This is a genomic window from Bradyrhizobium sp. NC92, assembly GCF_025200865.1.
Classification (GTDB): Bacteria; Pseudomonadota; Alphaproteobacteria; order Rhizobiales; family Xanthobacteraceae; genus Bradyrhizobium.
Window position 1 is genome coordinate 5,691,825 of record NZ_CP104171.1, and the last position, 12,699, is coordinate 5,704,523.

General features: G+C 64.3%; 12 protein-coding genes. 2 read left to right on the forward strand and 10 right to left on the reverse strand.

Annotated elements, in window-relative coordinates; all coding sequences use genetic code 11:
* Positions 1–6: 6 nt before the first annotated feature.
* Positions 7–252 carry an Lrp/AsnC family transcriptional regulator gene (locus N2602_RS26940; RefSeq protein WP_018642903.1) on the forward strand — a complete coding sequence of 82 codons (246 nt, stop codon included), beginning with the start codon at positions 7–9 and terminating at the stop codon, positions 250–252.
* Between the two features lie 38 nt (positions 253–290).
* Here N2602_RS26940 and N2602_RS26945 read toward each other — a convergent pair whose 3' ends face one another.
* Entirely contained in the window at positions 291–1,214 is a 924-nt protein-coding gene (locus tag N2602_RS26945; protein ID WP_260379956.1) for a cytochrome c, read from the reverse strand.
* A 148-nt stretch (positions 1,215–1,362) separates the two neighbouring features.
* On the opposite strand from N2602_RS26945, the gene N2602_RS26950 reads away from it, so the two are divergent.
* A complete protein-coding gene (locus tag N2602_RS26950; protein ID WP_212260236.1) occupies positions 1,363–1,782 on the forward strand; it encodes a CHRD domain-containing protein in 420 nt (139 codons plus the stop codon).
* An 87-nt stretch (positions 1,783–1,869) separates the two neighbouring features.
* Here the strand turns inward: N2602_RS26950 and N2602_RS26955 are convergent, their stop codons facing one another.
* The 9 genes from N2602_RS26955 to N2602_RS26995 form a co-directional block, all read right to left on the reverse strand.
* The gene (locus tag N2602_RS26955; protein ID WP_172785285.1) at positions 1,870–3,153 is read right to left on the reverse strand and encodes a cystathionine gamma-synthase family protein; all 1,284 of its coding nucleotides are present in this window, start codon (positions 3,151–3,153) and stop codon (positions 1,870–1,872) included.
* Positions 3,154–3,394: 241 nt separating this feature from the next.
* Positions 3,395–3,844: a cytochrome c gene (locus N2602_RS26960; RefSeq protein ID WP_172785286.1), complete on the reverse strand. Its 450-nt coding sequence runs from the start codon at positions 3,842–3,844 to the stop codon at positions 3,395–3,397.
* A gap of 126 nt (positions 3,845–3,970) precedes the next feature.
* Entirely contained in the window at positions 3,971–6,280 is a 2,310-nt protein-coding gene (locus tag N2602_RS26965) for a xanthine dehydrogenase family protein molybdopterin-binding subunit (RefSeq protein ID WP_260379957.1), read from the reverse strand.
* A 59-nt stretch (positions 6,281–6,339) separates the two neighbouring features.
* Positions 6,340–6,639: a putative quinol monooxygenase gene (locus N2602_RS26970; protein ID WP_172785288.1), complete on the reverse strand. Its 300-nt coding sequence runs from the start codon at positions 6,637–6,639 to the stop codon at positions 6,340–6,342.
* A 116-nt stretch (positions 6,640–6,755) separates the two neighbouring features.
* On the reverse strand, positions 6,756–7,154 hold the full coding sequence (locus N2602_RS26975) for a DUF1127 domain-containing protein (protein ID WP_212260230.1): 399 nt from the start codon (positions 7,152–7,154) through the stop codon (positions 6,756–6,758).
* A 1,015-nt stretch (positions 7,155–8,169) separates the two neighbouring features.
* Positions 8,170–8,622: a DoxX family protein gene (locus N2602_RS26980; RefSeq protein ID WP_212260229.1), complete on the reverse strand. Its 453-nt coding sequence runs from the start codon at positions 8,620–8,622 to the stop codon at positions 8,170–8,172.
* Between the two features lie 114 nt (positions 8,623–8,736).
* A complete protein-coding gene (gene murJ, locus N2602_RS26985; protein ID WP_260379958.1) occupies positions 8,737–10,266 on the reverse strand; it encodes a murein biosynthesis integral membrane protein MurJ in 1,530 nt (509 codons plus the stop codon).
* Between the two features lie 189 nt (positions 10,267–10,455).
* Positions 10,456–11,607: a DegT/DnrJ/EryC1/StrS aminotransferase family protein gene (locus N2602_RS26990; protein ID WP_260379959.1), complete on the reverse strand. Its 1,152-nt coding sequence runs from the start codon at positions 11,605–11,607 to the stop codon at positions 10,456–10,458.
* 51 nt (positions 11,608–11,658) lie between these two features.
* The gene (locus tag N2602_RS26995) at positions 11,659–12,663 is read right to left on the reverse strand and encodes a Gfo/Idh/MocA family protein (protein WP_212260226.1); all 1,005 of its coding nucleotides are present in this window, start codon (positions 12,661–12,663) and stop codon (positions 11,659–11,661) included.
* Between the last annotated feature and the right edge of the window lie 36 nt (positions 12,664–12,699).

Genomic DNA, 12,699 nt, shown 5'->3' on the forward strand with positions numbered 1-12,699 from the left:
CCCGCGATGGTTCCTTTCTTCGTCCAAATCAAATGCAAGCTCGGCCAGTCCTATACGGTGGCCAATGCGCTTGCCGAAGCCGAGATCGCCTCCGAGATCTATTCCACGGCCGGCCAATACGACCTCCTGGTGAAGTTCTACGTCGACAAGGATACCGACATCGGCCATTTCGTGAATGAGAAGGTGCAGGTGCTGCCGGGCATCCAGGACACCCTCACCATCATCACCTTCAAGGCGTTCGGCACCGGCTAGAGCATGCGCCTAACAACGGCCGAAGCGCGCCGGCAGCGCTAGCCGCCCTCCTTGCGTTTGGGCGGTGTCGGTCCCTGCACCGGCGGCAGCGACTTCAGATACGCGGCCATCGCGGCGCGGTCTTCCGCGGTCAATTGCGCCAGATTCTTGATCACCGGCCGCATCGCACCCGAAGCGCTGTCGCCCTCGGGCATGTCGCCGGTCTCGAGAAAATCCGCGATATCCTTCTCGCTCCAGCTGCCGATGCCCTGCTGCGTGATGTTGGGCACCCAGCCCTCACCTTCCGGATTGGGCCCACCGGCAAAGCGCTGGCCGGCGATGATGCCGCCGAGCGCATTGCGCGGGCTGTGGCATTCGGCGCAATGGCCGAAACCGTTCACGAGATAGGCCCCGCGATTCCATTGCGGCGAGCGCGCGGCGTCCGCGACGAACGGCGCGGTGTCCATGAACAGCAGTTTCCAGATGCCGACATTGCGGCGAATGTTGAACGGAAACGGCAGCGCGTGGTCGCGCACTCTGCCGGACACCGGCGGCAGCGTTTTCAGGTAGGCAAAGAGGTCGCGAACGTCGTCGATGCTTGCCAGATGATAGGACGTGTAGGGAAACGCGGAGAAATAGTGCGCGCCCGCGGGCGAGATGCCGCGCAACACGGCGTTGACGAAATCAGCCTCGCTCCAGCGGCCGATTCCGTCGGCCGGATCGGGGGAAATGTTGGGCGCGTAGAACGTCCCGAACGGCGAGCCCAGCGCCAGCCCGCCGCCGAGCCGCAGGCGATCGGGCTGATTGGGGATGGCGTGACAGGACGAGCAGCCGCCGGCGTTGAACAGCTCCTGCCCGTTGGCAAGATCCGGGCTCCGTGTCGGCGCCGGCAAGGCCAGCGCGGCCGGGGCGGTCAACCACCAATAGAGGCCGAACGCCGCGGCGGCGGCGATCAGGGCGGCAAGAAGCATTCGTCGCAGCATTCAATCATTCCATCGTGAGCGCGCGAACTTAAGGGTCATGCCGCGCCCGATCCAACCACGAATATTTTAGACGGTCCGGCTGTAATGCCGGAATAAACCGCATGACCAACTGTTTGAAGAGCAATCAGGCCTGAACAGGGAGAGACCCATGACCAAAGCCGTTTTTGCCACACTGGCACTCGGAGCTGCCGTTGCGTTCGCCGCCCCGGCCAGCGCGGAAAAACTGAAGGCGACGCTGGACGGCAAATCCGAAGTCCCTGCCAACACCAGCAGCGCCACCGGAACGGCCGATCTGGACTACGACGCTGCCAGCAAGAAGCTGTCCTGGACCGTCACCTATTCCGGCCTCTCGGGCCCCGCCACCGCCGCGCATTTCCACGGGCCTGCCGAAGCCGGCAAGAACGCCGGCGTCGCCGTCGCGATCCCGAATGCAGCCTCGAGCCCGGTCAAGGGCGAAGCGACGCTCACCGACGCGCAGGCCGCCGATCTGCTCGGCGGCAAGTACTACATCAACATCCACACCGCGGCGAACCCGGGCGGCGAGATCCGCGGTCAGGTGACGAAGTAAAGCGAAAACGCAGGCTTCGTCGCGGAAAGGCCGGACGCAAGGAGGGAGCGTTCGGCCTTTTCGATTCGGGGCGAGAACCTGCCTCGCTCAAGCCGCGTTCAGCGCCTGCGCGAGGTCGGCGATCAGGTCCGACGGGTTCTCGATACCGATCGAGAGCCGGATCGTGGAATCGAGCACGCCGATTTTCCGGCGGATGTCGGCGGGAACGCCGGAATGGGTCATCGTCGCCGGCAGGCTTGCGAGCGATTCCGTGCCGCCGAGACTCACCGCCAGCTTGAGAATCTGCAGCGCGTTGAGGAATTTCACCGCCGCCTCCTTGCCGCCGACGATGTCGAACGAGAAGGTCGACCCCGCGCCGAGGCATTGCCGCGCGAACACACGCCCCGATGGCGAGGCCTCTTCGTGATGACCGAGGTAATGGACCTTGGCGACCTTCGGGTGGTCGCGCAGGAAGTCCGCCACCAGCCGCGCATTCGCATCGGCTTTCTCCATCCGCAGGCTGAGCGTCTCGAGCGAGCGGTTGATCATCCAGCAGGAATGCGGATCGAGCTGGGTGCCGATGGCGCCGCGCAGCGCCTTGATGCCCTTCATGATCGCTTTCGATCCGAGCGCGGCGCCCGCGATCAGGTCGGAATGGCCACCGACATACTTGGTCAGCGAATACAGCGACAGGTCCGCGCCGTGCTCGATGGGCCGCTGAAACACCGGCCCGAGCAGCGTGTTGTCGCAGGCGATGATCGGCGTGTGTCCCTGCGCCTTGCCGATGGCATCGGCGGTGCGGCGGATCATTGCGACGTCGACGAGGCCGTTGGTCGGATTGGCGGGCGTCTCGATCAGGATCATCGAAACCCGCCCCTTGCCCATGGCCTCCTCCGAGGCCTGCTTGACCGCCGTCTCGTCGATTCCGTCGGCAAAGCCGACGGCGCCGATCGACAGGCGCGCGAGCGTGTTCGTCAGCAAGGTCTCCGTCCCGCCATAGAGCGGCTGCGAGTGCAGGATGACATCGCCGGGGCGAACGAAGGCCAGGATCGTGGTTGCGATGGCCGCCATGCCGGACGAGAACAGCGCGCAACTCTCGGTTCGCTCGTAGATCGCGAGCCTGTCCTCGACGATCTCGCTGTTGGGATGATTGAAGCGCGAATAGACCAAGCCCGCGCCCATGCCTTCCGGCGGCTCGCGCCGACCGGCGACGTAGTCGAAGAAGTCCTGCCCGTCCTCGGCGGTCTTGAACACGAAGGTGGAGGTCAGGAACACCGGCGGCTTGATGGCGCCCTCCGACAATTGCGGGTCATAGCCATAGGTCAGCATCAAGGTTTCCGGATGCAGCATATGATTGCCGATATGGGTCTTCGACGGGAACGGTTTCGCCATGGCCTGTCTCGCTGTTGACTATGGTGCTCGCCGCGCGCTGGAACTCCCTGATGTCCTGAGAGTGTCGGGAGGAGGATGCGTCGACTCGTGTGAGCGCACGGCGCGCTGCCACAAAGATAGCTGCTCTGAGAGCAATCCGTCAGGCCTTGCGGACAGAATTACTGCCTCGCTGCGGCTCGCGGCTACGCAAAAAGGCGGCTGCCTTCGCAACCGCCCCCTTCACTGCTTCCTCGTCGCCCCGTTATTTCAACTTCAACCGATAGGTTTCGTGACAATCATTGCAGCGGTCGTTGATCGCCGTGTAGGCCGCCTTCAGGCTCGCGACATTGGTGATCTTGCCTTTGACGTCGGCGATCGCCTTCTGCACCGGCGGGATCTTGGAATCGAAATCGGCCTTGTTCTGCCAGACCTTCGGCGAGGAGCCGTAGGACGCATTCACGACGTCCTGCTTGGGATTGACCTCGAAGGTCTTGGCGATCTTGGCGACGTCCGCCTCCAGGTTGGCAATCGCCTCGTCGACGGTCTTCTGGTTGTAGGGAATGTCGCCCTTGGACATCTTCTGAATGACCGAGTACAGGCTCTTTGCCTGCGAGCGCATCAGATTGTCCTGCTGGACGGCAATCTCCTGTTGCGCCATGACGGCGCCCGCGCCCAGCACGAGGACGCCCGCGACAATCATCGTCCGTTTCATTGGTTCGCTTCTCCGGCTCTCGAGACGTTCAGGGAATGAGACTTCGCCGGCTTCACGTGAAGCCGGGACCCATCATGGGTAGAACCCCGCGCGGCGCGTTTATTCCCGTGCGCGCGGAGATCGGGTTCAGAGACTGTGGCGGCGGTGGTGCTCGTTGATGGCGATCCACACCCGCTCGGGCGTTGCCGGCATGTCGATGTGGTCGATCTTGTATTCGCGCCAGAGCGCGTCGACGATGGCATTGACGACGGCCGGACAGGAGCCGATCGCGCCGGCCTCGCCGGCCCCCTTCACGCCCATGGGATTGGTCTTGCAGGGCACGTTGTGGGTTTCGAACACGAAGGCAGGCCCATCCGCCGCGCGCGGCAACGCATAGTCCATGAAGGTCGCGGTGATGAGCTGGCCGTCGGTCGGTCCATACACCACCTGCTCCATCAAGGCCTGGCCGATGCCCTGCATGGCGCCGCCATGCACCTGGCCGGCCAGGAGCAGCGGGTTGAGCGTCTTGCCGAAATCGTCGACGATCACGTAGTTGACGATTTTGATGATGCCGGTGGCTGGATCGATCTCGACCTCCGCGACATGGGTGCCGTTGGGATAGGTGCCGTCGGCGCTGGCAAAGGTCGCGCTGCCGTTCAGCTTCGACGGATCGACCCCGGGCCGCTTGGTGAGATCGGCGAACGAGATCGCACGATCGGTGCCGGCAATGCGGATGATGCCATCGGTGATCTCTAAGTCGCCGGCGCTTGCTTCGAGCGCCTGCGCCGCGATCTCCTTCAGCTTTTGCCCGAGCTCGCGCGTAGCGCGCTCGACGCTGACGCCGCCTGACGGAATCGAAGCCGACCCGCCGGTGCCGAGGCCGGTCGCGATCTCGTCGGTATCGCCCTGGCGAACATGCACACGCTCGGGCGCGACGCCGAACTGCTCGGCGACGATCTGCGCGTAGGCGGTCTGATGGCCCTGCCCGCTCGATTGCGTGCCGATCAGCACGGTGACGTCGCCGTTGGCATCGAGCCGCACATTGGCGGTCTCCTCACCCATCACGCCGCAGATCTCGACATAGCTCGCAAGCCCGATGCCGCGGATCAGGCCGCCCTTCTTGGCGAGCTTGGCGCGCTTGGGAAATTCCTTCCATTCCGCGATCTCCATCGCGCGCTTCAGATGCGCGGCGAAGTCGCCGGAATCGTAGACCTTCCCGGTCGCGGTCTTGTAGGGCAGCGCCTTCGGCGGGATGAAATTCTTGCGGCGGATGGCATCCGGCGTCATGTCGAGCTTTCGCGCGCAGGCATCGACGAGGCGCTCGATGACATAGGCGGCTTCGGGCCGGCCCGCGCCACGATAGGCATCGACAGGCACGCTGTGGGTGAAGATGGTGCGCACCCGGCAATGGAAGGCCTGGATGTCGTAAAGGCCCGGCAGCATGCCCGCGCCGCCATGCGGGATGTAGGGCCCGAAGGTCGACAGATACGCGCCCATGTCGCCCATGAGGTCGCAATCCATGGCGAGGAACTTGCCGTCTTCAGCCAGCGCCATCTTGGCGGTGGTGACGTTGTCGCGGCCCTGCGCATCGCCCATGAAATGCTCGGAGCGATCGGCTGCCCACTTCACCGCCTTCTTCAGCTTACGCGCAGCGACGGCCATCAAGGCGTATTCCCGGTACGGAAACAGCTTTGTGCCGAACCCGCCGCCGACGTCGGGACAGATCACCCGCATCTTGTCGGTGGGGATGTTGAGCACGTTCTGGCAGAGGATGTCGCGCAGGCGGTGGCTGCCCTGGCTACCGACCGTCAGCGTCAGATGGTCGCGCTTGGAATCGTATTCGCACACCGCCGCGCGCGTCTCCAAGAAGCTTGCCACCACGCGCGGATTGACGATGGAGATCTCGGCGACGGCATGCGCCTTGGCAAAGGCCGCGTCCACCGCCGCCTTGTCGCCGATCGAGACGTCGAACAGCACGTTGCCGGGCTTGTCGGGCCAGACCTGCGGTGCGCCCTTCTTCACGGCGTTGACGACGCCGGTCACGGCGGGCAGCGGCGACCATTTGACCTCGATCGCCTCGATCGCGTCGCGGGCCTGGTCGATGGTCTCGGCGACCACGAAGGCGACGGCATCGCCGACATGTCGCACCTCGTCCTGGGCGAGGATCGGGTAAGGCGGGCCGGTGAACGGATCGGTCTCGAGATTGAACAGGCAGGGCAGATTGCCGAGATCCTTGACGTCGTCAGCCGTCAGGATCAGCGCAACGCCCGGCAGGCCGCGGGCCCGGCTCGCATCGATGGTGTATTTGGCATGCGCATGCGGCGAGCGCAGCACCAGGCAGCGGAGCGCGGCCTGCGGCGCGTAATCATCGGTATAGCGGCCCTTGCCGCGGATGAGCGCGTCATCCTCCTTGCGCAGCACGCTTTGGCCAACGCCGAACTTGATGGGAGCCGCCATTTTATCTTCCCGTTCTCATGGTTGTTTTGCCGGCATATTGCCGTGGAAAAACTGGCGCGTCAAAGCCCGGCCATCCTGGCGGCGTCGTAGATCTCGATGGTCGTCGGCTCCGAGACGAGCGATTGCAGCGCACGGACAAAGTCGCGCGAGGCCGGAACCGCGAAGTGCGCGAGCAGCGCAGCGCGATCGGCCCACTGCTCGACGAACACGAATTTGAGGGGATTCTCGCAATCGACATGCACCGCATGCGAGATGCAGCCGGGCTCGGCGCGCGAGCGTTGGACGTGTTCGAGGCTTAGTCTCCGGACCTCGTCGATCGAGTCCTGCCTTGCGATTGCGCTGCCGGTCACCAGGATCATGTCGCCTCCCCGTCCGCTCAGTGGAGTGTCCCATGGACCCGGTCGGGGAGTCCAGCCGAGCGACGGGGATCACGGCAGACGCTTTCGGGTGACCGACGCCTGGAATTGGCGATCACTCACATCCCGCCCCGGCTCATCAGATAGCTCGTACGATCTCTGAGCGTATCGATCGCCCGCCCAGCTGTGAGATGGTCGATCTCGGCGCGCGTCAGGCCGATGTCCATCAGCGCCCTGTCACTCAGGTCCCGCAAGCTGACCCGCGGATGCAGGAGCCACTCCCCAAACGCACGCCAATATCGACTGGGCAGGTCCAGGAGGCTTTGCGCCGGCGCGGCTGCGGCTGCTTCCCTCCCCGACAAGGCATGGCCCGGCGGTGCAACGGACACGTTGAGGCGAGCCGCTGCCGCCAAGACCTCGTCCATGGCCTCCTTCGCCAGGGCAATGGATCGATCGAGGCGAAGCACCGCGGCATCGTGCTCGGCCTCGGATGAGATCTTCGTCAGTTGTGGTGGCATCGGACGCTCCTGCTGTGAGCCGGCAAGGAGCGTGGCCAAACAAAAGGCCCCGTCCGATGCCGGCGGGGCCTGGTGGAAAAGATGTCGTCGAGATCCTAGCGCACGACTCCTCCCACCGCCCAGCCGAAGCGGGTGATGTGGTTGCAGGAGACTTTGCGCGACGATTTGATCATGAGCAACTCCTACCACGGCAATCGCGCAAAATCAAGAGATGCATGGAGATCGATTGCATCCTGAAGGCGAACCCCCACGCCGGCCAATTCGTCTTTCCAACTAATGCGACGAAGGAGGTTAGCCGCAACAGCGCATAAGGGACCAGCCCCGCGAAGAGCGCTTGAGGCGCGCGATCGTTCAGAGCGGCGACTGACCGAGAGGCGATAGGATGACCCGTGATATGCGATATGCAACGTCCGCTCATTATGTAGGTAACTCTGTCCTATAGCTGACGTTAGGCGCCGCGCATAACGGCGGGCACGATAGCTCGTTCAATTCGCTTCCGCGACGCATGGTGAGCTAGCGCGCTTCCGAGCATTTCGGCGGCTTGCCACTTTCTGGAGGGCTTGTCGCACGGCTCCCGTTCGGCCACACTCGTCGCATTTCAAGTAATTGTTTGGAAGGGTGACCTCATGCCCGAAGCATTGGAAAGCCTTTTGTGGTGTGCCGCGCTTGCGACGTGGCTGATGCTCTTCTCCAGGATCCTGGGTGAACACCTCAAGCCCGTCTCGAAACACCTTGGCCATCTGATCGCGGTTGCTTTCAGACTCAGGACGAAGTGACGCAAAACGGCCTCGGCGCGGCTTGGCAGCTGTCAAACTGGCAGAACTGCTCGTCACGTTGTTGCTGGCGTGAAGCGAACGGACCAGGCGCGCGCATCCTGCGGCCGCAATGTTTCGTGACTCAGCGGGTACGGTGACGCTGCTAGCATGATCCGGAAGTGTGCAGCGGTTTTCCGAGAAGACCATGCTCAAACAATAACCTAAAGCGCGATGACGATTCTTCCTAATCGCATCGCCCTTTAGCGTCCCACCCTCCGGTCGAGGGAGAACCGGCCTCCTCCGGTGACCAGGATCAACAGAGCGCCTCCCATGATGGAGATGTTCTTCAAGAAGTGATTGTACTGGCCAATCTGTTGCGGACCAGCGGGATACTCCCAGTAACGATGTCCAATTGCAGTGGCCGCCAATACGAACAGAAACGTCAAAATTGCGCAGTAGCGCGTGCCGATGCCGAGTATCAAGCCAACCGATATCACGATTTCCAGCACGACGTTGATCGCCGTGAACAGCTGGGGCACCGGGAGGTTCAGCGACCGAAAATAACTCACCGAGCCACTGAAGTTGGTGAGTGCTCCATAGGCGCTTCCAACGAAGACCCATGCAAGCAGGACACGGCCGATGAGGATGAGCAGGTCGGCGTTGCTGGTGGCGAACTCGTCGATCCGCGTGGACCAGGGTGAGCGGAATGGCATGGTAGTTGCCTCGTCTCCTGAGCAGGGCACCCGAATATCGGAAAATCGTATCACGATCGGCCGACCTTATGAAGGATTCCGGTCGCCGGTCCGTGTGAGGCAGCGGTAAATGCCCTAGCCGCGCACCAGCGAGACCAGCCAGCTGCGGCCGAACAGCACGAGGATTGCGAGCGCGTAGACGATGGTACCGCCGACGGCGAGCAGGGCCAGCGTCGCTTCGTCCCGGAAGGTGTGCACGGAAGAAAGAACGACCGGGCTGAAGCGCGCGATCAGCCAGAACGCCGCGGCGAGGATCAATCCGATCAGCAGGAATTTGGCGAGCGACAACAGCCAGGCGCGGTCCAGCACGAGGAAGCCGCGCCGAACAGCGAAGAAGAGCACCAGCAGGAGATTGGTCCAGACGCCGATGGCGGTGGCGAGCGCAAGGCCGATCTGCGCGAGCGATCCCATCAACGCGACCTTGAGCGCGACGTTGACGGCGATGCCGGTCAGCGACGCCCGCACCGGCGTCGCGGTGTCCTTGCGGGCATAGAAGGTCGCAACCGCGCTGCGGATCAGCACGAAGGGGATGAGGCCGATGGCATAGGCCGCGAGCGTGGCGCCGGCGGCGGCGGCATCGGCCTTGGAGAACGCGCCGCGGGCGAACAGCGCGCGCATGATCGCGTCGGGCACGGTGAGAAACGCTGCGACGAACGGCACCGAGAACAGCAGCGTGAAATCGAAGGCGCGGCGCTGTGCCTTCAGCGCGCCGTCGTGGTCGTTCGCCGTGATCCGTCGCGACATCTCCGGCAGCAGCACCGTGCCGATAGCGATGCCGATGACGCCGATCGGCAGCTGGTTGAGCCGGTCGGCGTAATAGAGCGCCGACAGCGCGCCGGCCGGCAGGAAGGTCGCGATGATGGTGTCGGCGAACAGCGCGACCTGCGTGCCCATCGAGCCCAGCGTCGCAGGTCCCAACGCCCTAAAGAATCCGCGAACGTCCTCGACGAGCTTGAGCGGCGCAAAGCGCGGCAGGCCGCCATGGCGGGCGAGATCGCCGGCGAGCAGGAAATATTGCAGGAAGCCGGAGATCAGCACGCCCCAGGCGGCGGCATGGCCCGCGGTCGGAAACCAGACTGCAACCGCCAACGTCATCATCATCGCGACGTTGAGAAAGATCGAGGCGGCCGCGGCGCTGGCGAAGCGCTGCATCACGTTGAGCATGCCGCCATAGAGCGTCACCAGCGTGATCAGCAGGAGATAAGGAAAAGTGATCCGGGTCAGCTCGATCGCGAGCTTGCGCTGCTCGGCATCCTCGGAAAAGCCCGGCGCCAAAATGCTCATGGCCTGCGGCATGAACAGCCATGCGGCGATCAGCAGCACCACCTGCGAGGCCAGGAGCAGCGTGAAGATGCGATCGGCGAACAGCTTTGCCGCCGCTTCGCCCTTCTCGCCATGGACATGGGCATAGGCCGGCACCCAGGCGGCGTTGAAGGCGCCCTCGGCGAAGATCGCGCGGAAATGGTTGGGCAGCCGCAGCGCCACGAAAAAGGCGTCGGCCACCGGGCCGGCGCCGAGGATCGCCGCGAGCATGATGTCGCGGGCAAACCCCGTCAGCCGCGACAGCAGCGTGTAACCACCGACCGTGAAGATGCGTCCGAGCATGCGGACTCTTCTAGAGCATGTCAGGAATAGGTCTAGGTGCAAACCGCGGCGGAAGTCAGCTCCCTCCCCCGCTTGCGGGGGAGGGTTGGGGAGAGGGTGTCTCCGCAAGCGAGAGCCCCCAAGAGGAAAGAGCCCTCACCCGGCGCTACGCGCCGACCTCTCCCGCAAGCGGGAGAGGTGAAAACAAGATCAACTCGCCAGAGCGCCCTGCACGGCGGCGATGATTCGCTCCTGGTCGGCTTCGGTCAAATAGGCATGCATCGGCAGGCTGATGACGTCCTGCGACAGGCTCTCGCAACCCGGCAGGCCGCCCTCGGCGACCGGATATTGCTTGTAGGCGGTCTGCTGATGCATCGACTTGCCGTAATAGATCGCGGTCGGCACGCCCTGGGCCTTCAGCGCGGCGGCAAAGCCGTCGCGGTCGGTCCCCTTGGGCAGACGGATGGTGTACTGCGCCCAGACCGAGGTGTTGCCGGGCGCAAGGCGCGGCACGGTGACGACATTGGACAGGCCGCGCGCATAGCGCTCGGCGACCTTGTTGCGGGCGGCGATCTCGTCGTCAAAGATCTTCAGCTTCTCGATCAGGACCGCGGCCTGCATGGTGTCGAGCCGGCCGGTGAGGCCGAGACGGACATTGTCGTATTTGTCGACGCCCTGCCCGTGCACGCGGATGCTGCGCAAGGTGGCAGCGAGCTCGTCGTCATCGGTGAAGATCGCGCCACCGTCACCGAAGCAGCCGAGCGGCTTTGCCGGGAAGAAGCTGGTCGCAGTGGCGTGCCCAAGCGTTCCGAGCTTGCGGCCCTTGTAGCTTGCGCCAAAGCCTTGCGCGGCGTCGTCGAGCACGAACAGGCCTTCGGCCCTGGCGATCTCGGCAACGGCATCGTGATCGGCGGGCTGGCCGAACAAATCGACCGGAATCACCGCGACCGGCTTGAGACCAGCCTTGCGGGCGGTGGCGATGCCGCGCTTGAGCGATTCAGGGCTCATGTTGAAGGTGGTCTCGTCGACGTCGACGTAAACCGGCGTCGCGCCGGTCCGCGCCACCGGCGAGGCCGTGGCGATGAAGGTGAAGGACGGACACAGCACGGCATCGCCGGGCCCGACATTCCTGGCCATCATCACCATCAGGATCGCATCGGTGCCGCTGGCGCAGCCGATCACATGCTTGGCGCCAGCGTAGGCCGCGAGCTGCTTCTCGAGCTCGAAGACTTCAGGGCCGTTGACGAACTGGCAATGGTCCATCACGCGCTTGACGGCGGCATCGAGCGAGGCGCCGAGCCGGCGGCGCTGCGAGGCGACGTCGATGAAGGGAATGGGTTCGGAACGCAGATGCTGGTTCATGACCTGATTTTTGGCGCCTTGTGACGTTTGAGCGGTCGACATGGAAAGGAATCAGCCGGCGACGCGGCGCGGCGCCTTGCGCGCGGGTGACGTCGCCGCAGGACGCGAGGGCGTCTCCAGGCACTGCGTGGCGATCTCGAGGCTGGCGACGCCCTCGTCGCCCGTCACCGCCGGCGTCTCGCCGTTGCGCACCGCCTTGAGGAACGCGATCAGCTCGGCGCGCAGCGGCTCGTCATGGCCGACCGGCAGATGCCGCATCGAGTAGCTGCCATCAGGCTTGAAGCCGAAGCATTCGGTGACCTGGCGCGTCAGGAGATCGCCCATCACGTATTTGCCGCGCGTTGCGACTGTGACGCTGCGCGCCTTGAACGGCGTCAGCCAATTGGTGTTGATGTGGGCGAGCACGCCGCTCTCGGTGCGGAACTGCAGCAGCGCGATGTCCTCGCGCTCGGCGACCGCGCTCGACAATTGCGGCTGCACCTCGACGATGTCGGATTCGGTGAACCAGCGGATCAGATCGATGTCGTGCACGGCAAGGTCGATGACGACGCCGACATTGGACATGCGCGGCGGGAACGGGCCGACGCGGGTGATCGCGATGGAGAGAATGTCCTCGCCCGCGATCGCCTGCTTGACCGCAGCGACCGCCGGATTGAAGCGCTCGACATGGCCGACCATCAGCGTGACGCCGGCCTTCTGTGCCGCGGCGACGATCTCGCGGCCCTCTTCCACCGTGGATGCGATCGGCTTCTCGACGAGAACGTGGATGTTCTTGGCGATGCAGGCGAGCGCGATCTCGTGATGCAGATGGGTCGGCGCCGCGATGGTAACGGCATCGACGCCTTCGGCGAACAGCTGGTCGAGCGTCTCGAAGCTTTCGCAATTGGCGAGTTCGGTTGCCCGCGCGCGATGCGCCGGCGAGGGATCGACGACGCCGACGAGGCTGACGCCGGGCAGGCCGCTGAGCACGCGCGCATGGTTGCTGCCCATCACGCCGGCACCGATGACACCGACGCGCAAGCCGGCCTTTGCCGGTGCAGACCCTTTGGAACTCATGTGAGCAAACCCCGATTCAACGCAAATCCCCGGGCC

Bases quoted from the DNA above. Each gene is read 5' to 3' on its own strand.
- N2602_RS26940 (WP_018642903.1), top strand. From the start codon at position 7: ATGGTTCCTTTCTTCGTCCAAATCAAATGCAAGCTCGGCCAGTCCTAT.
- N2602_RS26955 (WP_172785285.1), bottom strand. From the start codon at position 3,153: ATGGCGAAACCGTTCCCGTCGAAGACCCATATCGGCAATCATATGCTG.
- N2602_RS26970 (WP_172785288.1), bottom strand. From the start codon at position 6,639: ATGATCCTGGTGACCGGCAGCGCAATCGCAAGGCAGGACTCGATCGAC.
- N2602_RS26995 (WP_212260226.1), bottom strand. From the start codon at position 12,663: ATGAGTTCCAAAGGGTCTGCACCGGCAAAGGCCGGCTTGCGCGTCGGT.
- N2602_RS26980 (WP_212260229.1), bottom strand. From the start codon at position 8,622: ATGCCATTCCGCTCACCCTGGTCCACGCGGATCGACGAGTTCGCCACC.
- N2602_RS26945 (WP_260379956.1), bottom strand. From the start codon at position 1,214: ATGCTGCGACGAATGCTTCTTGCCGCCCTGATCGCCGCCGCCGCGGCG.
- N2602_RS26975 (WP_212260230.1), bottom strand. From the start codon at position 7,154: ATGCCACCACAACTGACGAAGATCTCATCCGAGGCCGAGCACGATGCC.
- N2602_RS26960 (WP_172785286.1), bottom strand. From the start codon at position 3,844: ATGAAACGGACGATGATTGTCGCGGGCGTCCTCGTGCTGGGCGCGGGC.
- murJ (WP_260379958.1), bottom strand. From the start codon at position 10,266: ATGCTCGGACGCATCTTCACGGTCGGTGGTTACACGCTGCTGTCGCGG.
- N2602_RS26990 (WP_260379959.1), bottom strand. From the start codon at position 11,607: ATGAACCAGCATCTGCGTTCCGAACCCATTCCCTTCATCGACGTCGCC.
- N2602_RS26965 (WP_260379957.1), bottom strand. From the start codon at position 6,280: ATGGCGGCTCCCATCAAGTTCGGCGTTGGCCAAAGCGTGCTGCGCAAG.
- N2602_RS26950 (WP_212260236.1), top strand. From the start codon at position 1,363: ATGACCAAAGCCGTTTTTGCCACACTGGCACTCGGAGCTGCCGTTGCG.